The following is a 23,222-nucleotide window of genomic DNA, read 5'->3' as shown; positions in this document are numbered from 1 at the left end:
AAGGATAACCTCACCAGTTGATGTGCAATCTTATTTGCGTAACAGCTTAGTATTGATGGTGAAGAAATTTGAGAGGATATTAGACCTCTGGCAAAACTCTTTTATTGTTATGAATCCAATGTCACCGTTTTAACTGGTAAGGTAATGACAAACTCTGTCCCTTGCCCCAGTACAGAAGTGCAGGTCAGATTACCACCGTGAGTTTCTTCGACAATTTGCCGAGCGATCGCCAACCCCAATCCAGTCCCTTTACCAACAATTTTTGTAGTAAATAAATGGTCAAATATTTTTTCTTTAACTTGTTCACTCATTCCCTTACCATTATCAGAGATGGCAATTTTAACTAGATGATTCTCGACTGAGGTTGTAATTATAATTTGGTTAGGAGTTTCTTGAATCTCTGCTAAACTCCGCCCAATAGTTGACTCATCCAAGGCATCAATCGCATTTGCCAAAATATTCATAAACACCTGATTTAGCTGCCCTGGAAAACATTCAATTTGAGGTAAATTACCGTAGTTTGTGACAACTTCAATAGCAGGGCGTAGTTCATTAGGCTTTAGACGATGTTTCAAAATTAAAATTGTGCTATCAATGCCTTGGTGGATATTGAAAAACACTTTGTAGTCTTGATCCGCACGAGAGAAAGTTCTTAAACTGGTGCTGATTTTTTTTAATCTGTCACAGGCCATAGACATTGAATCAATCATCTTGGGCAAGTCTTCTAAGGTATAATCTAATTCAATTTCGACCGCATGATCTTTGATTTGATCGTTATTGTTGAGTGAAGTTTCTTGATAGAGTTTCAAGTGTTCGATAATATCAGCAATAGTAGGTTTAGCTTGTTTGAGACTGGCAGCAATAAAACCGAGGGGATTATTCATTTCGTGAGCGACACCAGCAACTAAGTTACCCAGTGCAGACATCTTTTCACTTTGGACTATTTGTAATTGGGCGTTTTGTAGCTCGTTTAGCGCTTGTTGCAAATCAAGTGATTTTTGCTGTAGAGTAAGTTCTGCTTGTTTGCGATCGCTAATATCTCGCATCACAATTACTGCACCAAGTTTGTTGCCTAAAGAATCGACGATCACTTGTCCGCTTGCTAACAAAATTCTCTTAGAGCCATGTTTCGGCGCAATTACCATTTCTGCATTTTCAACTATTTCCCCTTGCAAGGCGCGAAACAAAGGAATTTCTGTTGTTGATAGGGGTGTTTGACCATCAGCTTGATAGAGATCGAAATGTTGTGCCCATTGCTCTGGTGGTAATGATTCTATTGGTAAGCCATGAAACTCACGGGTTGCGTTATTGAATAAGACCAAATTTCCATTAGGGTCACAAACAACAATCCCATCTGTAATATTTTGAATAATGGCATTCAAGAACTCTCGTTCTTTGGCTAGAGATGCTTCGGCCTCTTTGCGTAAGCGAAGCTCGTCGTAGACATCGCTAATATCAATTACCACCCCATCCCATAAGATTGCACCATCGGCTTGTCGCTCTGGCCGAGCCACAGATTGAATCCATTTCACGGCTCCTGAAGGCAGGATAATGCGCCATTCTTGATCAAATGGTGTCAGAGTTTGGGCAGAGTAAGCGATCGCTTTTGCAATAGCTGGTTGATCGTCAGGATGATTCATGGCGTAAAGGCTGTGTATCCCTGCCATCACTAATTCTGGCTCTAATCCATACAAGTCAAAACAGCCAGAGCTAACGTAAGGTGTTGAAGTTGAACCGTCGGCTGCCAAACGGAATTGGTACACCATCCCAGGAATATTATTCGCCAAATTTTGGAAGCGGATTTCACTAGCCTGTAATTTTGCTAGAGATTGCCTCAACTGTTGAGCATAGTTTTGGGAATTTCGATAAAGTCGGGCATTCACTAGAGAAATTGCCGCTTGAGCGCAAAGCAAGTTTAGCAGTTCGACGCGATCGCTTGTAAAGGCTCCGGCTGCTAGGTTATTTTCCAGATACAATATGCCCAGCAACTTCCTCTGATGTAATATCGGGCTGCACAAGATGCTTTTGGGCTGCTGTTGCTGAATATAAGGATCGTTGATGAATTGAGGATGCACTGTGGCATCAATAATTACTGTTGGTTTTAAGCTGCGTTTGACGGTATTAATTAAGCCAACTGGCACATCCTGAGAGTCTTCAATGGGTTGTGGATTCAGCAATCTTGGGTAAAAATCAACATGAGTAATTCCCTTTTTGCTCTCTACAGATGCGATACCAAGAGAAAGCTGTGCTAACGCCTGAATTAGCAAACGCCCTGATTCTAAAAGCATGAACACACACTTATCTGCTCCAGCATTTTCAATGACAATATGCAGCAATACTGAAAGCAGTTTTTCCAGTTCGATTTCGCCAGATAGGGTTTGGGAAGCTTTGAGAATGGTAGCTAAATCTAGAGCAACAGAAATGCTGCTACTACTGGAATTGGCAGAACTGGTGGAGGTGACACTCCCCAAGGCAAAGATAGTTTCGTTAGTTGAGAGAGGAGAAGGACTTTGCTGAAGAATGGGGGCGAGTAATTGGGGATAACGTTTTTCTAGATCGACGACTTTGGCTTTCGCACCCCAACGAGCATAACCATAGTAGGCTTGAGTCATGTATGACTGAGCAATCTGCTCTTTGCCCCAGTCGAGGTAAAATTTGGCGGCTAATTCATTGGCTAGTGCTTCTTCTTGAATATAGCCTTGTTCTTTGGCTCCAATAATGGCGTGATCGTAATATTCAATTGCTTCTGCGCGATTGCCCAAGACTCGATACCGCTCGGCTTCCACCAAATCAAATTTGTGTCGAAAATTCATTGGTGCATGGGTAGCCCAGTAGTTAAGTTTTTCTTGGTTAGCAGTAATGCATTCTTTCATTTGCTGCTGTTCTAAGGCTGAGAGTTGCTCAAACCATGCTAGTTGGGCTAAAGAATCATAGAAATGAAAGATGGGTACATATAAAAAAGCAATGATCGCATCTAAATATTGTCTCGCTTGCCTAGCCTGTTCTACGGCTTGTTCAAACTCGGAAAACAGATACGATACAACCAGTTTGTTAATCCACAGCAATGCTAATCCGGTGCGATCGCCTGCTGCTTCATGTAATGGAAGTTGATGCTGTTCATTGTAGGCTGTACCGCTCAACACCACAACATCATCCGCTTCTCCCATTAAATTCAGCAAAATTTGTCGAATCAATTGGGAATAGTTCAGAGCTAGATTTTGCTTGAGATGCTTGAGCGCTTCACAATAACCAGCAACTTCCGGCTCTAGCTGTGTTAAATTCTGTCCTGCAAAATAGGAGTAAAAACTGTAGTTATACGCAGAGTACCCCGCGAAAGCCAAATCGCCTACATCTAAACAACTACAATAGGCAGTTTGCAAGGGTTGTAATAACTCCCGCAGGTGCATTTTCCAATGCCTTGTGTACACACAGACTAGTAATAAAGTTTTCCCTTTCAATTCGGAATTTTGATAACGCGATCGCAGGTCGAGGGCTAACTGACCGAATTCATAACCTAATTCGACGTTTTTGAATACACCACACATCAGTATTCCATAAGAGACATAGCTAAAGGTCGAGGTTGATTCATTACCATAGACGACAGATAAATAAACCTTTTTTAAAATCACCAGTAAATACAACTGTGGCTGGGACAGATAAGCGCAGGGTGCTACTGATGTCAAAATTCGAGCTGCTGCCAGGATGTTTGCATCCCTTGCATCGCTGAGGTTGAGCAACTCGGCAGGGAATCGCTCTCCAATTACATCTAAGACGGTACGCAAGGCCACTGCCACATCTTCCTGGGTAGGCTCTGTGGGTAGTTCCACTCCCAATTGCTTCAAAATGGTAAGTGCTGCTGCGATCGCTTCGGCAAAATGACCCTGAGCAGTGAATACCTCAATTTTTACCTCATAGACGCTGATTTTATCTAATGGAGTTTTGGCGTGATTTAGGACAAGATGAGCATTGGCTGCCATCTCCTCTAAATCACCGCTCAGATAGGCAGCTTCTGTGGCAACTTGATGGAGTGCTAGGGTTAACTCATACTGATGCTGCCAACTGTTTTGGGCGAGTAACCCAATGCCCACCTGGGCATATTTGCAGGCAGCAGTGTAGGCGATCGCTGCCTTGGCCTTGCGGCTTGCCATCAAATTAAATTGCGCTAATGCTTGACGTTCTGCGGGTTGGGTAATCAATTCAGCCGCAACGTTAAGTTGACCAACAATTTCAAAAATGCGTTCTTCCCGGTTGCTTTCGGGGGTATTACTCAGGAGTAACTGGCCAATTTTTAGATGAGTTACCTGTTTTTGCTCCTCTGGGATGAGAGAATATGCCGCTTGTTGGACGCGATCGTGCAAAAATGTGTAAACACAGGAACCAGAATCCAGAATCTCCAAGTCAGAAGATTCTGTTATTGCTTCTGACTCTTGATAAAACTTATAGACATCACAATGTGGTAAAACTAACCCTTCTTGCAACGCTTTCCACAAAACTTCTGCCGTTTGGGTTGGAGACTGTTCAAAAACGATCGCCAATGTCGCCAAATCAAATTGATTACCGATACAGGCTGCCAATTTCAGAACTTCCTGAGTTTCGAGTGGCAACTTTTGTAGTTGAATTGCCATAAACTCAACGACATCATCCGTTAAAGAAAGCGATGTCTGAAGACAAGCTGCCGTGCGTTTAGGTACTTGCACCAAATCACACTGCCACAAACCTATATCCCAGTCAAAGGTAATTCGTCCATCTTCATGTAATGCCTTGAGAAACTGGGTTGTAAAAAACGGATTACCTTTGGCTTTTTGATAAACTAGCTCGGTTAACGGCAGGGCAACTTCTGTTGAATAACTCAATGTATCGGCAATCAAACGATTCACATCTGTTTGACTCAAAGGAGCTAATGTAATGGTGCTGACGGTGACTCCCTTCTCAATCTCTTCCAGGGCTACCATTAACGGATGAGCCGCAAACACTTCATTATCACGGTATGCGCCAATAATTAACAGATAACCCTTTAAGGTTTCACCCATTAACAGCCTCATCAAATTGAGAGATGCCAAATCTGCCCAATGCAAATCGTCGAGGAACACTACTAACGGATGCTCTCTTGTAGCAAATACCTGAATAAATTTCACAAACAGCAGATTGAAGCGGTTTTGTGCAGCACTACCTGATAATTCTGGTACTGGCGGTTGCGTGCCAATAATCCGTTCTAATTCTGGAATCACTTCAATGATCACCTGTCCACTCTCAGAGATTGCGGACAGAATTTTGTTTCGCCACTGTTCCAACTGGGTGTCGCTTTCGGTGAGCAACTGTCCCATCAAATCCCGGAAAGCTTGTACAAAAGCAGACAGGGGAATATTGCGGTTGAACTGGTCATATTTCCCTTTGATGAAGTAGCCGTTCCAGCGAACGATGACCTTATGCACTTCATTCACCACGGCAGTTTTACCGATACCAGAGAAGCCAGCCACCAGCATCAGTTCCACTGCACCATTGGCAACCCGCCCAAATACCTCCAGTAATCTTTCTATTTCCTGCTCCCGTCCGTAGAGTTTTTCAGGGATGAGAAAGCGATCGCTGATATCGTGCTGTCCTAAATCAAACCATGTGTGTTTACCTGTTTTTTGCCATTGTTCTAAGCAAAATACTAAGTCATATTTGAGTCCCGTAGCACTCTGGTAGCGGTCTTCGGCATTCTTTGCCATCAGCTTGCAAATGATCTCTCCCAACATCAAGGGGATTTCCGGGTTGAGATTACAGATAGAGTCAGGCTGTTTGGCGATATGACAATGTAACAACTCCATCGGATCGTGAGATGTAAAAGGCAGTTGTCCACTCAGTAGTTCAAAGAAAGTTACACCCAATGAATAAAAGTCGCTGCGGTAGTCAATGCCTCGGTTCATCCGTCCAGTTTGCTCTGGCGACAAATACGCTAGGGTTCCCTCCAGTCCGTTGGGACTTTGGATTTCCTGGGTTTCTCGTGGTAGCAGCGAGGCAATACTGAAGTCAATTAGCTTAATTGTTCTGGTGTCAGGATGAATCAGGATATTAGCTGGCTTGACATCTTTGTGAATGACGCGCTGTTGATGCAACTGGTGTAAAGTCTCTATCAGTTGCAAGGCAATGGGTAGGAATTCCTCTAAGCTCAGTGGTTGTCTTTGGGTAAATTGTCGCAAGGAGATGCCACCAAAGTCTTCCATAACTAGGGCATAGCCATTGTGATGGGGTTCTAGGCTGTAAGGTTTAATGATGCTGGGAATATCTAGGTTTTTAGCGATCGCATATTGGTTGCGAAACTGTACTAATTCGCTAAAACTTGGATATTCTCGTTTTAAGAGCTTGATGACGACTGGTTGGCGATCGCATTCTCGTATTGCCCGATACACTTGAGTCCGAGAACCAGAATAAAGTTGCTCTATAATTTGGTAGCCAGCGATCCTTACAGTTCCATCAACTTTTGCACTCATAAATTTTTACCAGAATTCCTTGTCTAACGCTAGAATTCCCCAGACAGCATCTTCCTTAAATTATATTTTACATCAGTATCAAAAAGAACCATACTTTATTGGGTATTGGGCATTAGGATAAGTTTTTTATACTCATGAAGAAGTCTTTATTTTAAATAAGGGGCTGCATCCGCAGCAAAGCTGGTAAATCCAGAGAGGTGAGGTGTTGATAAGCTCGATCTATAAAACGCTTGCCCCTAAGAAAACCTGTATTAGCTCCGGGACAAATGTACCTGAGAGTTTCTGGTGTAAAATGTTCTAATAATAACTGAACACTGTTGATTTGTCGTGGCCAGTGAAAGGTTTTAGTTATCCGTAATGGTACTGCATCGCCCTTCTGATTAGGAACCAAATGGCGACCAGAAAACAATATACCTCCAAGCTTACTGTAGTATAGGCACGATGATCCGGGAGAATGACCTGGTGTCCAAATAATTTTGACTGCCGCATCAAGAGTAAATTGTTGACTAAAGGTAGTTACGGGTAAGCCTGGTAATAAATAAGCTTCTTGTTCTTGCATCAAAACTTCGCAATCCAAGGCTTTCTGAATTTCAGCAGTTTTGCCTATAGCACCTCGATGGGTGATAAATAACCAACGCACGCCTCCATGCGCCGCCAAAAAGTCTTGATTTGTTTGGTCTAGGGCAGGGCAATCTATGAGGATATTGCCTTCATTTCTTACAATAAAATAAGAGGTTCCCCCTAATGTGTCCCGATTGGGTGGGAAAGCAAAAATGCTATCTTGTGCGAAGTCCGATTGCAAGGAACTTCCGCTAGGAATTTCTTGAGGAAAGACAGCCCGTGGTGGCTTAGTTGTATGACTTGGCTGTTGAGGTAAAGGGCACATAATTAAAGAACCGGAACTGAGGAGTTGTGGACAATCTGGTTACAGTGTAGAAATTCTGAAGAATTGAACTGTAACCATCTGAAAAAATTGGGATTTGAAGTCTGCCTCGTAGTTAATGCTATGGTGCTGAAGCTACTAGGTAGGGCGTTTTGTCAAAATTACTGAAGATAACATGGCATTTTGGTTTCTGTTTATCCTCCTACTGGGGCTAGCTACTTATCTAATGGTGCAGCACAGTGTCGCTCACATCACTCGAACGCCAGTATGGTTGTTGTGGCTGGTTTTAATGACACCAGCATTGTTGTTAAGTGGATGGACACTGATATATGGGGCGAAACAACCTCCACCACCAGGGCTGATTGTTTCGTCGTTATTTGTCTGCACAGTGTTGTACTGGATATTGTTTCTAGGGGGGCGGCGAGTGCCAAGAGATACACAAACCGAAGTTCCAGCCCAAGCCTCAGAATCACAGCCAATTATCCAGCCTACCCCAGAACCACTAGTGCGTCCCATTGAGCCAACAGAAGAAACTCAACTGCGAAATTGTTTTCCTTGGTCTGTATATTACGTTCAAAATATTGAGTATCGACCACAAGCCGTAATTTGCCGGGGTCAGTTACGAACTAAAGCCAGCAACGCTTACCAGCAGATTAAGACTAATATTGAAGCACAATTTGGCGATCGCTTCGTGTTGATCTTTCAAGAAGGCATAAATGACAAGCCTTTCTTTGTGCTGGTTCCTAATATTCAGGCTGCTAAAGAGAGAAATACACCCCGACGCGACCAAGAACGCTTAACTCGACCAGGATTAGCACTTCTACTACTAGTAGCGACTTTGATAACTACTACCTTGGTGGGAGTGGAAATTGCTGGTACTTCTCTTCCGCCTCTATGGGAAATTGGCTCTTTGTTCAAAGTTCTATCTAACCGAGATGTCCTATTCAAAGGATTACCTTATGCTTTAGGGTTAATGACTATTTTGGGTATTCACGAACTTGGGCATTATTTGACGGCTAAATTCTACAAAATTCGCTCGACGTTGCCTTACTTTATTCCAATGCCTTTCTTTTTGGGAACTTTTGGTGCATTTATTCAGATGCGTAGTCCCATTCCCAACCGCAAAGCATTATTTGACATTAGTATTGCTGGGCCACTTGCAGGCTTTGTTGTTACCTTGCCATTACTAATATGGGGCTTGGCTCATTCTGAGGTGGTTCCCCTGATTGAAGAAAAAACCCGATTTTTGAATCCTGATGCTCTTAATCCTAAATATTCCATCTTACTAGCGCTACTGTCGAAGCTAGCCTTGGGAAGTCAGTTAACAGCAAAATCAGCCCTTGATTTGCATCCAGTTGCAGTAGCTGGTTTTATCGGACTAATTGTGACGGCGTTAAATTTAATGCCTGTGGGACAACTTGATGGAGGCCACATTGTCCATGCAATGTTTGGACAACGAGTTGCGATTATGATTGGTCAAGTGGCTCGCCTCCTCTTGCTATTACTTTCGTTAATCCGGGAAGAATTTTTGATGTGGGCGATTATCTTATTATTTATGCCGTTGATTGATGAGCCTGCACTGAATGATGTCACTGAATTGGATAACAAACGTGATATTTGGGGATTACTGGCAATGGCTTTGTTGATTGTAATTATTTTGCCATTACCGCAAGCGATCGCTAACTTTTTGCAAATTTAAAAAGTATCAACGCAGCCATAAAAATCTAGATATATTTTTCCCAACTATGGAATTAGCCATAGCTTGGTATTTTTTATTGAAACAGAATTCAGAATTCAGAATTTAGAATTCAGAAGTCAGGATTCAGAATTCAGAATGAATTATAGACATCTCTAAAAACTAATTATGCTTTATCCATAACCATTGTAGAGACGTAGCACTGCTACGTCTCTACATTTTTTTGCAGAGGTTTAATGCCAGAAGCAATTACTAGCCAGAACACAGTTTAAATAAACCCTGATTTTTAGGTAGGGGCAATTAATGAATTGCCCCTGAGCGCGTATAGTTTTGCGTAAGTCCTAAATTACAACTAACTCGATACTGAATTAGCCGCCTCGGAAGCCTTTGCAGCAGGTGGAAAACCACCCATACGAATCTCAGAAGTGAAGGAAGTAATGCTAAATCCACCAAAACTCTTGAGGACATTTACCCGCATTCGCAAATTGGGGCTAGCAAACCACAGGCGCTCCTCTGACCAGATGTTTTCATCTTCTATAGTTAGGATTAAAGCACCGTCACTGTCAAATTTGTAGTGTCCAGCAACTGGAGTTTTCTCAGCATCAACTATTTCCCGCAGTAACTTGCCTTCAGACGGATTATCTGCATCGGGTACTGAAACTAACACAGTTGAACCACTATGTTTTGTTTGCTCCTTTTCCATTGTGCCATTCCAGTTAATTTTGATAGCACAGGAGGCGGAACTAGGATTAATTTCGTACTGTTGACACAGTTTGGTCGCTTCTGGATGATCTACTGCCAGCGTCTCAATGATAATGTCTGACTTGCTATGTTCAGATTCATTCACAGCCAAATGTTGACTAGTCCGATGAGAAAACCATTTACCAGCACTTAACTGAAAAAACTCTTCAATATTCATGAATGAAATTACCCTGCATCAAAATGCTAAAATTCCCACTTAATTATTAAAAGGTAGCAGGAGGCTCTAATATTATTAAGCTTGATTGCCTATTTCCTCAAGCTTCTTGAGGCCAATTCTGGCTGCCTCAGCAACGTTGAAATGATTGTCTTTTTCTAAGTATTTTAAAGCTGAGACACTCTTGGGAGTGGGAAGATTACCCAAAGCTTCTGCCAAACGTTGTCTGACTAACCAATCATCTGATTGGGCAAAGCGTAGAATCTGATCGACAGACTCAACATCTTTAATTTCTCCGAGCGCAGAAATTGCAGCTTGTTGCAACACTACTTCTTTGCTATCCAATGCCTGAAGAAGAAGTTGACGGGCACGTGGGTCTTTAATGTTACCAAGAGAAACGGCTGCACTAAAGCGTACTAGCCAATCAGTATCTTCATAAAACGCCCGTGAAAGCACTTCAAAGGCTCTGGCATCGCCCAAATATCCTAAAGCACCAGCAGCATCAGCGCGGATGCCATAATCGGGGTCATTTTCGAGAATTCTGACCAAAATTGAATAACATTCTGGTGTTGGCTTGATTCCAAGGGCAAATATTGCCATCGATCGCAGTTGCAAAGATTCGTCGTCTAGTACCTTTTTAATTAAAGGGACTGCCTCTTCAGGAGAAACATGACGCAGATTAGCAAGAGCTACCATGCGATCGCGTAAGTTCGGACTTTCTAACTGAGTAGAAATTTCTTGTAAGCTGAGAGCTGTCATGTAGTTCAAAGCATTTTCTTTACTTATCTTAATTTACTCGATCATTTCATCAGGCTGTCGCCATCGTGAAGTAGGAGTTTGGCGACTTTACAAAATGGCTCAATTATGAGTGAAAAATAAATAAATGTTACCAGAGGAGGCAGAGGGCAGGATAGCGAAGCGTTAGCGAGTCCACGAGCGTCGGCAGGAGGAAGAAAATATAATTTTTACAAGAGGGTGCAGGGGGCAGAGGGCAGCAAAAAAATTGTAGGTTGGGAGCCACTTGTTTCTGGCTTGGAACTAGCTGCGAACAAGTCGTAAAAACCGCAAGGGCGCAGTGGCTTTCGAACCTACGCCAGTTTCAGTTTTTAACCTTAACTGAATCACATTGGTTTTTAAGACACCTTTCCTGTGGAACACTAACCCACTTTCAAAGCAATTTTAAGAATATCTTTGGCAATATCCCGCGATTTATTTGACCCGACCATTTGTAGAAGTCTGGTTCAAATTATATATTTAGACTAGGTTTCAGAACGGAGAGGGGGGGATTCGAACCCCCGTTAAGTTTCCCTAAACAGACTTTCCAGGTCTGCGCCTTAAACCACTCGGCCACCTCTCCAGGTGCCACAAGTTACGATCATACTATAGAATCCCAGAAAATGCAAAGATAAAGAAAGATATTCTTAGATTGAATCTGAAAGTCCTAATTCTACAACGCAAATCCAGATGTCTCGTACATACACAATTAAAGTTCGCGATCGCTCCACTGGCAAAACATACACCCTACAAGTGCCAGAAGACCGCTATATCCTGCACACTGGCGAAAAACAAGGTGTGGAACTACCGTTTTCCTGTCGCAACGGGGCTTGCACCGCTTGTGCTGTAAGGGTATTGTCGGGAGAAATTTATCAACCAGAGGCGATCGGATTGTCGCCAGATTTACGTCAGCAAGGTTATGCCCTTTTGTGTGTGAGTTATCCCCGTTCTGACTTGGAAGTAGAGACACAAGACGAAGATGAAGTCTACGAACTCCAGTTTGGACGCTATTTTGCTAGGGGGAAAGTTAAAGCGGGTTTACCGTTAGATGAGGAATAAACAATTGAAGAAGGCAGGAGCCAGGGGGCAGGGGGCAGGGAGCAGGGAGCATGGAGGAGGGGGCAAGAGGTTCTACTCGCTAGGCGCAGCAGCGACCATAGGAGAATTTGTGAAGGTTGGGAGTATTGGTAACTGGGTACGAAAAATAACTATTTTGGTTTGTTTATTGCTCTTGGTGAGTTGCCAAAGTAAAAACCAGTTACCAAATAATCAGGCTCAGGTGAAAGTAGCGCGGGTAGTTAGTGGGCAAAGTTTGGAAGTGTTAGGAATGGCTGAACAACCGAATTTGATTTCCCAAGTACGGTTAGTTGGCGTTGATGCACCAGATTTGCGACAGAGACCTTGGGGAGAAGCAGCAAAAGAACAGTTAGAGAATCTTATTGGTGGTGCAGAAGAATTGGTCGAACTGGAGTTTGATTTAGAAGCAAAAGATAAAATCGGGCGAACTCTAGCTTATGTATGGAAAAATAAGGTGTTATTGAATGAAGAATTAGTTAAACAAGGCAATGCAATGTTTGTTGGGCGATCGCCTAACCACAAATATGACCAGCGTTTAGAACGTGCCCAACAATGGGCTAGGCTCATGGGCCAAGGAATCTGGAACCCAGAGAAACCCATGCGCCTCACTCCCGCCGAGTTTCGCCGCCAAAATCTTTAATGAGTGCTGAGTGCTGTTAGCGGTAGCGGGGCGTTTAGCCCGTGCTGAGGGTGAGAGTAGGGAAGTAAGTGAAGCAGTAATCAATGACAAATGACAAATGACCAATATACAAATTTTTCTAGATATTGCTACAGAAGCAGCCTTAGCTGCTGGTGCTATTTTGCAAGGTTACTTGGGTAAGTTAGAAGACGCAATTATTGAAAAAGGTCGCCCTGGTGATTTAGTTACGGCTGCTGATAAAGCTTCAGAAGAGTTGATTTTAGAAATTTTGCGTCGCCATTTTCCCCAGCACTCTATCCTCGCTGAAGAATCAGGCAAATTAGGTAATCAAGAAAATGAGTACCTCTGGGCAATAGATCCTTTAGATGGCACAACCAACTACGCCCATCAATACCCGTTTTTTGCAGTTTCTATTGGGCTGTTAATTAATGGCGTTCCAGAAGTGGGTGTAATTTATGACCCATTCCACAATGAGCTATTTAGTGCGGCTACTGGCTTGGGAGCAACGCGAAACCGTCGTCCTATCAATGTTTCGGCAACATCTGAACTGAGTAAAAGCCTACTAGTAACTGGATTTGCCTACGATCGCCGTGAAACCTCTGATAACAACTACGCAGAATTTAGTCACCTTACCCACCTTACGCAAGGGGTTAGACGTAGCGGTTCAGCATCGCTAGATTTGGCTTATGTTGCCTGTGGGCGTGTCGATGGTTACTGGGAAAGAGGGCTTTCTCCTTGGGATATTGCCGCCGGGATAATTTTGTTGCAAGAAGCCGGGGGTAAAGTCACCTCATACAATGGCACTCCTGTCAAAATTGAGTCAGGTAGAATTCTGGCCACAAATGGTTATATTCACGACTCCCTAAGTAACGAACTGTTACAGGTTCCGCCACTATCAGCCTGGGTATAGCACGTGGAGGTGGGGGCTTTCCCTGCGACTTTGGGTAAACTAAAAGGAATCTAACTGCTCCTTTGGTGCAAAAAGTCTATATGTCTTTCAAAATAGATCGTGGATTATTTAAATATGATTTCATAGATCATCACGCAATATTGTGCGTTCCAGTTGATGCGGATGTCAAAGAGATTCGGAAACGCTATCTCCAAATTGCCCGCCGCTTACACCCGGATAGTAGGTTTACTGAAAGTGATGAGCAAAAACAGCTAGGAAACGAATTGTTATCAAAGTTGGTTAACCCGGCTTATGAAAAACTTGTTGGCGATCGCACTCGCACGGAATATATTTTAATTTTGTCGCAAATCGGCAAGCGCTTGTTACAAGAGTCTTCTTCGTTAACTCTCACCACCGATTTGGCTAAAGAGTTAGCTAAGTCGCCTAATTTCGATCATGTCTATAAAAGTGCGATCGCTAAACTAGCTCAAAACCAATATGATTCTTTAGACCAAGTGCAGCAAGTCCTTGCCCAAATTAGTGAGTTGAATTTAGTCTATTTAATGCGGAGTGCAAGCAAAACATCCGCCGCGCCGCCGCCACCTGCTCAACCCAAAGTTCAATCAGTTACACCTCAACCAAGTACACCAAAAAATACACTCCCAGAACCAGCACCAGCACCAGCGCCACCAAAAGAAGACACGGTTGTAGAACAGTATGTTCGTCGCGCTCAATCTTTGATTGACAAAAACCAATTTGCCCAAGCCAAAGTAGAGTTGCAAGATGCCCTGAAGCTAGAACCTAAAAATAGTCGCTGTCATAGCTTGATTGCAATGGTGTATTTGAGGCAAAATCAGCTAAAAATGGCAAAAATCCACTTTGAAAACGCTTTAAAGCTAGATCCCAGTGACGAAATGGCTCTGCAATGGAAACCTAAAATAGATAAGGCATTAGCACAACACCCTAGCGATCATAAGGTGACTTCATCCGCCAATAATGGAGATAAGCAACCAGATAAATCTGGTAGTGGTGGTTTGTTCGGTGGTTTGTTTGGTGGGAAGAAAAAATAATGGTGTATCAACCAGCATCGGGTGCCAGGGATTTATTGCCCTTGGATGTGGAGAAAAAACGCTGGATTGAAGATCGGTTACAGCAGGTGTTTCATCGTTGGGGATATCACAGGATTATCACCTCAACTTTAGAGCGTATGGATACCTTGATGGCAGGGGAAGCAATTCAGCGCCAGATGGTGATTCAACTACAAAATGGCGAAGATGATGAATTAGGGCTACGTCCAGAATTAACAGCATCCATTGCTCGTACTGTTGTCACTCGCATGGCAAATGCAACTTATCCGCAACGGTTGTACTACAACGCCAATGTGTTTCGCCGCACGTGGGAAAGTAGACATAATCGCCAGCAAGAGTTTTATCAAGCTGGGGTGGAGTTGTTAGGTGCTGGCGGATTGCTGGCGAATGCGGAAGTACTGCTGCTAGTCGCGGATTGTTTAGCAGCATTGGGTTTGCGACAATGGCACTTAATTTTAGGTGAAGCGGGAATTACGCGATCGCTCCTGAGTGCATTTCCGGCTAATTTACAGGATAAAGTTCGCAGTGCGATCGCTCATCTCGACCGCATTACCATAGATACTTTACCCTTGAGTGACAAACTACGCGATCGCGCCAGAATCATGCTGGATTTGCGCGGCCCCAGTGCAGACGTGTTACAAAAAGTTAGTAGTTTGGATCTAGACGAAGAACAGCGAGAGGCAGTGAATAACCTCAAATCCCTAGTAGAATTACTAGAATCAGAGAAAAAATTCCCCTTAATCCTCGATCTCAGCCTGATCCAGACCATAGATTACTACACTGGTATTGTCTTTGAAGTTGTCAACGACACCGAATCTCAAGCCAGAGTTTTAGGGCGTGGTGGTCGCTACGACCAGCTTTTGGGTCTATATCATCCCCAAGGAGACAATATACCCGGAATTGGTTTTGGACTCAATATCGAAGATTTATACCAAATTTTGTTATCTACTCAACAATTACCGCAAGTAACCCCAGCGAGTAACTGGTTAGTAGTACCAGAGACGGCGAGTGCTAACGCCCCTGCCTTTGCCTACGCGCAAAAACTTAGAGATTCCACCCATTTAGTGCGGGTAGAAATTGATTTAGGGGGAAGGGATGCAGATGCTATTCGCCAATATGCACGCGATCGCAGCATAGCCCAAATTGCTTGGATTAAAGCTGATGGTTCACCCAAAATTGAGTCATTGCGTTAAGTGAGTTGGGAAGAGGACAAGGGGACAAGGAGAATTGGGGACAAGGGGAAAGACTTGTTTCAAGTTCTCACCTCTTGTCCCCTTGTCCCCTTGTCCCCTTGTCCCCCTCGTCCCCTGCTCCCTACTCCCCAGCCTCCCCTGCTAGGCTAGAAATAGCCGATACAGAAAAGAGGGAATCGAGAAAATGCCGCACACAATTGTTACAGAAGTCTGTGAAGGCGTAGCTGACTGCGTAGATGCCTGTCCAGTAGCTTGTATTCATGATGGCCCAGGCAAAAATGCCAAGGGAACAGATTGGTACTGGATTGACTTTGCCACTTGCATCGACTGTGGTATATGTCTCCAAGTTTGCCCAGTAGAAGGGGCGATTCTGGCAGAAGAACGACCGGAGTTGCAAAAAACTCCGTAATAGTCCATAGTCAACAGTCAATAGTTATTTTTTGACTTGACTGTTGACTGAAGAGGCAGGCGAGCAGAGGGAAGTGGGCAGGGGGAAGATACTGGAAATATACTGATACAAGGGTTTCAGAGCAAATAAATTTATTTATTCTCAAAAGTAAAAATATTTATTTTGAGCGGAAAGTGCCACAAGAAATAATACATCCTTGCCTCAAGCCCATAAATTTAATTTATGGGTTTCTCCCACTGCTCCCCACTTTCTGCCCCTTTTACTCTTTTTGACCAATGACAAACTACAAATGACAAATGACAAATGACAAATGACTATTTACTAGATGTTCAGAATGTCCATGCTGGATACATCAAAGATGTAGATATCCTGCAAGGTGTAAATTTCCTGGTTGCCCCAGGAGAATTGGTAACAGTGATTGGCCCCAACGGTGCTGGTAAATCTACTTTGGCAAAAGCAATTTTTGGGCTTTTGATCCCCCACACAGGCACAATTACCTTCAAAGGTGAAAATATCGTGGGGCTAAAGTCCAATGAAATTGTTCAACGAGGAATGTGCTATGTACCGCAAATCGCCAATGTTTTCCCCTCTCTCAGTGTTGAAGAGAACTTGGAGATGGGTGCTTTTGTACTTAATGTTCCCCTGAAACCAATTAAAGATAAAATATTTACCATGTTCCCCAAACTGAGCGATCGCCGTCGTCAACGGGCTGGTACTCTCTCTGGAGGAGAACGCCAGATGCTAGCGATGGGTAAAGCTTTGATGTTGGAACCTAGTTTGTTGATTTTGGATGAACCATCTGCTGCTTTATCCCCGATCTTAGTGACACAAGTATTTGAGCAGATTAAACAAATTAATCAGGCGGGAACTGCGATCGTATTAGTAGAACAAAATGCCCGTAAAGCCTTAGAGATGGCTGATCGCGGCTATGTACTGGAGTCTGGGCGCGATGCTATCTCGGGCCTTGGTCAAGAACTGTTGAACGATCCTAAAGTGGGTGAACTATATCTGGGAGCAGGTAAAAGACATTAACCATCTTTAATCACTCTTGCCCCCATTCAACATAACACCACTTTAAATAAGGAAACTTCACGAGCCGATAGCGATGTCGAAGGCGTTCTGCGCCTACGCTATCTATAAACTAATACAAAAGCTATAACAATTCCTGCCACTGCCGCGACCGTCGTTTTCGATGCTCAAAGAATTCTCCCCAATAATCCTTGCGTTTCTAATCACATCTACAGCAGGTAAAAAGGGAAAACAGGACATTCATTCAGGAAAAATTATAAAAATGCAAATTAACCGGATTTGCCAGAACCCCAATTGAACAAGAGGGCGTACTAAACTTCCTATATATAAAGCTCTGCATCACTTTTTGATATAGTTCTGAGTCAAAATAACTACTGCAAAGTCGCTCTAGAGGGAATCTGGGGCGTTTTTTATGGTATAAAAACGCCTATGTTTACCCTAATCAAAATTGATTGAGTGCTTTTGGCAATTTGGCATCCAAAATTTTTATGTTCCAGTTTTAATTGATATATCAGCAGGGTTACTGGGACATTGAGAAACTTCTACAAGGGATCGATTCCCGTCTCAAAAATCCCACCCAATGGCCAGTTGTTGACGCTCACGCTCTGTAAACTACCTTAAATGGTGGATGCAGTAAACAAGCAGCAAGCGTCACCGCTTCATCACAACTGGCTAGAAATCAAACAGAAAACACATAGTTCGTTAAGGGTTGCTTTCCTGGCTCGTCCATTCTTTTTATGGTATTGCGTAGAGGAGGAGCATTAGGTTCCAGCAAGCGTAAGTAGGTCGGCGAAATTAAAGCTAACTGGCTAAGGCTGTCATTTGTCCTTTGTCATTGGTCATTAGTAAGGGTTTTAAGCATATTTACGTTTTGTAATATACTTAGTTTTTTTAACGCCAACTTAACTTACTTAGCTGAAAATTATATCGGGTCAGTGATAAGTTAGGCGCACTCACAAATTCGGTTACTCAACGCCTTTGCAGCACTCAATGAGTCGAGTGCTGCAAAGGCGTTGAAGCCGAAGTAGATGCAAAGCGGCTTGTCGTCAGACATCGCTCGGCAAATTGTTGAAGAAACCCACGCTGGGAAATTGAGTTTTAGCTCGGTTATTGCTGAAGGCACGGAATTTTTAATTTAACTACCTGTGTGAAATTTTAAAGTTATTTTTTTATAAATAACTACAGATATCTGGCAATACTCAATCTAGAAGTTTTAAGAATTTAGAAATTGACAATTTTGCACAAATACTGTTCGAGATAAATTAGTTTTTTGTACCTAATTAATAAGTTTTTCTAGTTTTAATAAAGACATATTAAGTCAAAGATAAACTGATTCATGTTTTCTGAAAAAAATGAAAAATAATTTGTAGCTAGATATAACTTTGTGTTAAGATCCAAAACACTCAAAAACTCAAAGCTTTAAAGCGAAGTTTGACAGTATGTCGTTTGACTATCAGAGCGGCTCAACTGACAATTATGGAGGATATTGCACCGAAGAAGCCGTTATTGTAGAGGGAACACGAAATGAAAAAAATGATTACAGTCATACTGTTAGGCATAGCAATCTTCACCTTTGCCTTCAGTAGCCCAGCTTTCGCAGGAGATGCCGTTAGTGGAGCTAAAGTATTTAGTGCTAATTGTGCTTCTTGTCATGCGGGAGGTAAGAATCTGGTTCAAGCAGCAAAAAACCTGAAGAAGGAAGCTTTAGAAAAGTATGGTTTGTACTCAGCAGAGGCAATTATTGCCCAAGTTACAAATGGTAAAAATGCTATGCCTGCCTTCGGCAAACGTTTGAAAGCCGACCAAATTGAAAATGTAGCTGCTTACGTGCTTTCACAAGCAGATAAGGACTGGAAGTAGATTAATATCTAATACCATTTCTGTATGAAGATGCGCTTAGAAGACTAATGTAAAACTACAGATTGCAGGAGCAATTTATGAATTGCTTCTACGTGAATAAAGTGTAGTCTCACATAGAATTGGTATAACTTCAAAAATTAACAATTAGCGGGGCTTTTGTCCCGCTAATTTTAGGTTTGCCAAAATTGTAAAATAGGATGCTTATACCAATTTTGGATTATATAGTCTTGATAAGAAGACTGTTCCAAGAACATCAAACAGTACTACCTATCCTAATTTGGTACTATGAGTAATTTCTGGCGATTATTTATCGGTGTAATTATTGCTTTTTCTCTCAGTTTTTTGACTTTATCTGCATATTCAGCACCCGTTGCCATTACCAAAATTACGGCGAGTAATTTTTTGGAATTAGGTGTAGATAAGATGCGACGCGGTAATTACCAGGAAGCAATAGAGAGTTTTAATCAGGCAATTGAAGTTGAGAAAGATTTTGCTGTAGCTTACAGCGATCGCTGTCTTGCTTATCTTCAATTACAAGATTACCATCAAGCGATCGCAGATTGTACCCAAGCAATTAATTTTGCACCTAATGACTCTGAGGCTTATCTGAACCGGGGTTTGGCACTTTACAGACAAGGGGATTATTCCGGTGCCATCGTTGATTATAATCGAGCGATCGCACTTAAACCCTACGATTTTCGAGCTTACTACAACCGAGGGCTAGCCTTTACAGGGGATGGGAAAGACTCGGAGGCAATTCTTGACTTTAATTTAGCTTTAACTCAAATTCCCCGAATTACTAGCTTACTGCTTGCAGATATATACAATGACCGAGGTTTGGCGCATTTTGTCTTACAAGATACCCAAGCAGCGATGCTCGACTTTAATCTAGCAATTCGTCTCAATGCTAACGATTATAGAGCGTATTTTAACCGGGCTTGTGCTTGCGGCCGAAACGGAGATGACTTTGGTGCAGTGCGTGATTTTTCTCAAGTCATCAGACTCAACCCCAGTAATGCCCAAGCTTACGTTAATCGGGGAGTAGCTCGTTATCGCTTAGGATATCATTTAGGAGCTATATCTGATTTACAAAAAGCATCTGAGTACTTTGACAACCAAGGAAAGAGAGTTGCCTACGAAAAAACTTTAGATTTACTGAATAATTTGCGACAACAAATTTCGTCTGCAACGGAAATCGCTCTTTTGTAAGACTGTAAGAACTATACAGGATATCCACCAGCTTGAAAAATTTGTTCGGCGGTTAAGCTTAACTCTGGGAAAAGAGGTGAGATAATGCGATCGCTACCTCGAAACTGGTTGACTTGATATTCTCCCTCAATTAAAGTGTAGAGCGAGACAGTTGCTTGTTTGGGATTGCCAATAAATCGCCTACCGCCTAAAGCCGCATAGTCTACAATCCAGTACTCTGGGATGCCTACAGCTTCATAGTCAGCAGCTTTTTTTAAATAATCATCACGCCAATTGCTACTCACTACCTCAATTACTAAGGGTATTGATTCCGCTTGACTTACAGTAGATTCTTTTTTCCACAGAGATTCATTTACCAAATTAGGAAGATTTAATATCAGTACATCTGGTGAGTAAGCTGATTCACTTTCAAGCGGTTTTACAAGTACTGTTTTCGGGATGCCATAGGGTAAGTTGATGCGACTATATTCTAGAATAAGTTTCTGAACTAAAAATACGATAATCTGTTCATGATCGCCTGTAGGTTGCGGCATCTCTAAAATTACTCCATCATGCAATTCATAACGTTTTCCTGTGTTGTCGGGATATTTAGCAACGAATTCGTCAAATGTAACTAGTTTGCGTAAGGCTTGAATCATAAATTATTGCCTTTTATTCTGTTTATGAAGCGTCCAATTTTATTAATGCTAACGTAATTCATAATTAGTACGTAATAGCAAATTATATAGCAATACTGACTCATCTTTGAACAACAATATTCCCAATTGTCTAGGAAAGTTGGGAATCTAAATCTGTGGAAATATGACAGCGTGTCTTTTGACACGATTTTACTTTTACAGCAAGAATACTACGTGGTGACTATTTTTACTTGGTGTGAAAGAGAACGTGAAAAAAGATTTTTTGTTGCTAACAGTTGCTTTACCGGGTTTACTGATAGCATTTCCTAGCTTTGCTGCTGAGAGTGAAATTGAGCAGAGAAATACTGATAAATCAACCGAAGTCATTTCCGATATTCAGAGTTTGAGTGAAGTTGAGTTACCCGCTACTAATGCCGAATTATTAACTCAACAATCTGCACCGAGTGAAGTTAATCCAGAAACTCAACCAGATTATACAGATGATGCAGACATTTCCATAGAAGCGATCGCAGAACCAGACAACCTACCTCAATCTACACCAACTTACGTAATTGATAAAGAAGAAATTCAAAAGCAGGGCGCTACAAGTTTAGCGGATATCTTAAAAAGAATGCCTGGTTTTGCAATCAATGACGTAGGTCATGGTGCAGATATTCATACAGGTACATACTATCGCGGAGCCTCAATTAATCAGTCTGTATTTCTAATTAATGGCAGACCAATTAATAATAATGTCAACACTTATCATGGTGGAACTGACTTAAATAGCATTCCTGTAGAGGCCATTGAACGAGTGGAATTATATAGCGGTACAGCCTCCGCTTTGTATGGTTCCTCAGCCTTTGGGGGAGTTGTGAATATCATCACCAAGGAAGGTTATGGTAAACCTCAATTGAGTGCTAGTGCAGAATTTGGCTCATTGAGTTTAAATAATCAACAAGTGACTTATGGTGGTTCATCCAATAATGTTAAATATAACTTTAGCTTTGAAAGATTCTTTACAGATAACCGTTATCGCGTGCCTGTAGGTGCAGCAAATCGTGATGAACAGGGATTTTTATCAAATGCAGATACAGCTACAAGTACCTACTTCGGTAGCATTGGACTAGATTTAGATAAAAAAAATTCATTGAATTTAGATGTTACTGCACTCAGCAGTCGTCGCGGCTTAATTTATTTTGGTTTCCCTCTGCAAAGAGATAGATTAGACCACGATGGTTTAAACGTTGGCTTATCTTGGAAAACTCGACTAGGTAATGGCGAAAGTTCTAATCTTACTACCTCAATTGGTTATAACCAAGATTATTTCAGCACTTATGGCCCTACAGGAGCATTTTACCGTACAGGAACTTTAGATACACAACAACTTACAGCCAGGGTAGACCATGAGTGGAAAGTTACTTCCAATAATAAATTGCGCTGGGGATTAGATTTGAAAAACACCGATTTAAACGGTGATGTTTTGAGTACGAATCCTAGTAGGATTGCCACTAATGAAACTGAAGATAGGAGTTTGTTTAATACAGCTTTATTTGCTGTCAATACTTGGAATATTAGCGATAACTTTCTGATAGATTTAGGGCTAAGGCAAAGTTTTGACAGCCAGTTTGGAAATTATCTCAACCCTAGTGTTGGGTTACGTTATGCCGTCACACCAATAGTAGCAGTGCGTGGAAGTTGGGCAGGGGCACAACGCAATCCTGGGTTAGATCAGTTGTATGTTTATGATACAGTTCATGGTTGGGAACCAAACCCTGATTTAAGACCAGAAACTGGCTCTACTTGGAGTGCGGGAGTAGATGTCAATTTTTCTCAAAATCTGATTGGACAGTTTACTTACTTTGGTAGTAGTATAGGCGATCGCTTGGGAGTCATCGCCGGCAGATGGGAAAACATTGGACTAGTAGATACCAATGGTTTAGAGGTTGCATTGCAATTAAGAATTGCGGCTGGCTGGTCAACTTTTCTCAACTACACTTATACAGATGCTCAAATAAAAACAGGCTCAGAGAGAGGTTTACAGTTAGGTTTGATTCCCTACTCTGTACTACAAACTGGTGTGGGTTATCAAAATTCAGGTTGGCAGGCTAATTTGTATGTTACCTACAACAGTGGCACTCGCAGAGCCTTCTTTACAAACCCTGGTGACACAATTACAGATTTTTCGCCTTCTTTCGTAAATTTAGATTTGAGCGGTCGTGTACCTGTAACTAGCAATGTAGGATTGACAGTTTACTTAGAAAATCTCCTCGGTGAGCAATATGAGCGAGTTAATCGCATTTATAGCCCTGGATTTACTTTTCGTGTGGGTTTAAGCGCCAATTTTTAGGTGTCTGCTTTTCTCTCTGCGTTCTCTGTGACTCTGCGGTTTAAAAGTTATTTATTGAACCACAGAGGCGCAGAGAACACAGAGAATAGAGAAGTCTTTTGGTCGCTATGCAACATCGT

At 42.2% G+C, this 23,222-nt stretch carries 16 protein-coding genes and 1 tRNA gene; 11 read left to right on the top strand and 6 right to left on the bottom strand.

Annotation, left to right across the window (positions count from 1 at the left end):
• Nucleotides 1-107 precede the first annotated feature (107 nt).
• A complete protein-coding gene (locus tag ACFFRD_RS27255) occupies nucleotides 108-6,473 on the bottom strand; it encodes an AAA family ATPase (RefSeq protein ID WP_392478673.1) in 6,366 nt (2,121 codons plus the stop codon).
• A gap of 151 nt (nucleotides 6,474-6,624) precedes the next feature.
• On the bottom strand, nucleotides 6,625-7,359 hold the full coding sequence (locus ACFFRD_RS27250; RefSeq protein ID WP_190962761.1) for an MBL fold metallo-hydrolase: 735 nt from the start codon (nucleotides 7,357-7,359) through the stop codon (nucleotides 6,625-6,627).
• Nucleotides 7,360-7,531: 172 nt separating this feature from the next.
• Here ACFFRD_RS27250 and ACFFRD_RS27245 point away from each other — a divergent pair, with 172 nt between their 5' ends.
• Nucleotides 7,532-9,055 (top strand): site-2 protease family protein, encoded by a 1,524-nt coding sequence (locus ACFFRD_RS27245; RefSeq protein ID WP_392478671.1) that lies wholly within the window; start codon nucleotides 7,532-7,534, stop codon nucleotides 9,053-9,055.
• 349 nt (nucleotides 9,056-9,404) lie between these two features.
• Here the strand turns inward: ACFFRD_RS27245 and ACFFRD_RS27240 are convergent, their stop codons facing one another.
• The 3 genes from ACFFRD_RS27240 to ACFFRD_RS27230 all read right to left on the bottom strand — a co-directional run bounded on the left by ACFFRD_RS27240 (nucleotide 9,405) and on the right by ACFFRD_RS27230 (nucleotide 11,325).
• Nucleotides 9,405-9,971 (bottom strand): phycobiliprotein lyase, encoded by a 567-nt coding sequence (locus tag ACFFRD_RS27240; RefSeq protein WP_392478670.1) that lies wholly within the window; start codon nucleotides 9,969-9,971, stop codon nucleotides 9,405-9,407.
• A 75-nt stretch (nucleotides 9,972-10,046) separates the two neighbouring features.
• Entirely contained in the window at nucleotides 10,047-10,727 is a 681-nt protein-coding gene (locus tag ACFFRD_RS27235) for a HEAT repeat domain-containing protein (RefSeq protein WP_392478669.1), read from the bottom strand.
• A gap of 513 nt (nucleotides 10,728-11,240) precedes the next feature.
• A tRNA-Ser gene (locus ACFFRD_RS27230) sits at nucleotides 11,241-11,325 on the bottom strand.
• A 107-nt stretch (nucleotides 11,326-11,432) separates the two neighbouring features.
• On the opposite strand from ACFFRD_RS27230, the gene ACFFRD_RS27225 reads away from it, so the two are divergent.
• The 9 genes from ACFFRD_RS27225 (at nucleotide 11,433) to ACFFRD_RS27185 (ending at nucleotide 20,136) form a co-directional block, all read left to right on the top strand.
• Complete coding sequence (locus ACFFRD_RS27225) at nucleotides 11,433-11,801, top strand: 2Fe-2S iron-sulfur cluster-binding protein (RefSeq protein WP_114080715.1); 369 nt, start codon at nucleotides 11,433-11,435, stop codon at nucleotides 11,799-11,801.
• A complete protein-coding gene (locus tag ACFFRD_RS27220; protein ID WP_392478666.1) occupies nucleotides 11,791-12,459 on the top strand; it encodes a thermonuclease family protein in 669 nt (222 codons plus the stop codon). The genes ACFFRD_RS27225 and ACFFRD_RS27220 overlap by 11 nt, the downstream gene beginning before the upstream one ends.
• 97 nt (nucleotides 12,460-12,556) lie before the next feature.
• Nucleotides 12,557-13,369, top strand: a complete 813-nt coding sequence (locus ACFFRD_RS27215; protein ID WP_179075221.1) for an inositol monophosphatase family protein — start codon at nucleotides 12,557-12,559, stop codon at nucleotides 13,367-13,369.
• Between the two features lie 80 nt (nucleotides 13,370-13,449).
• Entirely contained in the window at nucleotides 13,450-14,418 is a 969-nt protein-coding gene (locus ACFFRD_RS27210; protein ID WP_392478664.1) for a tetratricopeptide repeat protein, read from the top strand.
• Nucleotides 14,418-15,629 (top strand): ATP phosphoribosyltransferase regulatory subunit, encoded by a 1,212-nt coding sequence (locus tag ACFFRD_RS27205; protein ID WP_392478662.1) that lies wholly within the window; start codon nucleotides 14,418-14,420, stop codon nucleotides 15,627-15,629. The genes ACFFRD_RS27210 and ACFFRD_RS27205 overlap by 1 nt, the downstream gene beginning before the upstream one ends.
• A gap of 184 nt (nucleotides 15,630-15,813) precedes the next feature.
• Nucleotides 15,814-16,038, top strand: coding sequence for a ferredoxin family protein (locus ACFFRD_RS27200; RefSeq protein ID WP_012407913.1), 225 nt, complete (start codon nucleotides 15,814-15,816; stop codon nucleotides 16,036-16,038).
• A 303-nt stretch (nucleotides 16,039-16,341) separates the two neighbouring features.
• On the top strand, nucleotides 16,342-17,070 hold the full coding sequence (locus ACFFRD_RS27195) for an ABC transporter ATP-binding protein (protein ID WP_012407914.1): 729 nt from the start codon (nucleotides 16,342-16,344) through the stop codon (nucleotides 17,068-17,070).
• 1,521 nt (nucleotides 17,071-18,591) lie between these two features.
• Nucleotides 18,592-18,927 (top strand): cytochrome c6 PetJ, encoded by a 336-nt coding sequence (gene petJ, locus ACFFRD_RS27190; RefSeq protein ID WP_392478659.1) that lies wholly within the window; start codon nucleotides 18,592-18,594, stop codon nucleotides 18,925-18,927.
• A 285-nt stretch (nucleotides 18,928-19,212) separates the two neighbouring features.
• A complete protein-coding gene (locus tag ACFFRD_RS27185) occupies nucleotides 19,213-20,136 on the top strand; it encodes a tetratricopeptide repeat protein (protein WP_392478658.1) in 924 nt (307 codons plus the stop codon).
• A gap of 11 nt (nucleotides 20,137-20,147) precedes the next feature.
• On the opposite strand, the gene ACFFRD_RS27180 is transcribed toward ACFFRD_RS27185, so the two are convergent.
• Entirely contained in the window at nucleotides 20,148-20,774 is a 627-nt protein-coding gene (locus ACFFRD_RS27180; protein WP_392478656.1) for a Uma2 family endonuclease, read from the bottom strand.
• Nucleotides 20,775-21,021: 247 nt separating this feature from the next.
• Here ACFFRD_RS27180 and ACFFRD_RS27175 point away from each other — a divergent pair, with 247 nt between their 5' ends.
• The gene (locus ACFFRD_RS27175; RefSeq protein ID WP_392478655.1) at nucleotides 21,022-23,103 is read left to right on the top strand and encodes a TonB-dependent receptor plug domain-containing protein; all 2,082 of its coding nucleotides are present in this window, start codon (nucleotides 21,022-21,024) and stop codon (nucleotides 23,101-23,103) included.
• The last annotated feature ends 119 nt before the right edge of the window (nucleotides 23,104-23,222 follow it).

It is taken from the genome of Nostoc sp. C110, from assembly GCF_043099725.1.
GTDB lineage: Bacteria > Cyanobacteriota > Cyanobacteriia > Cyanobacteriales > Nostocaceae > Nostoc > Nostoc muscorum_A.
The sequence above is the reverse complement of the archived record's forward strand: the minus strand, read 5'-3'. Positions and strand labels throughout refer to the sequence as shown.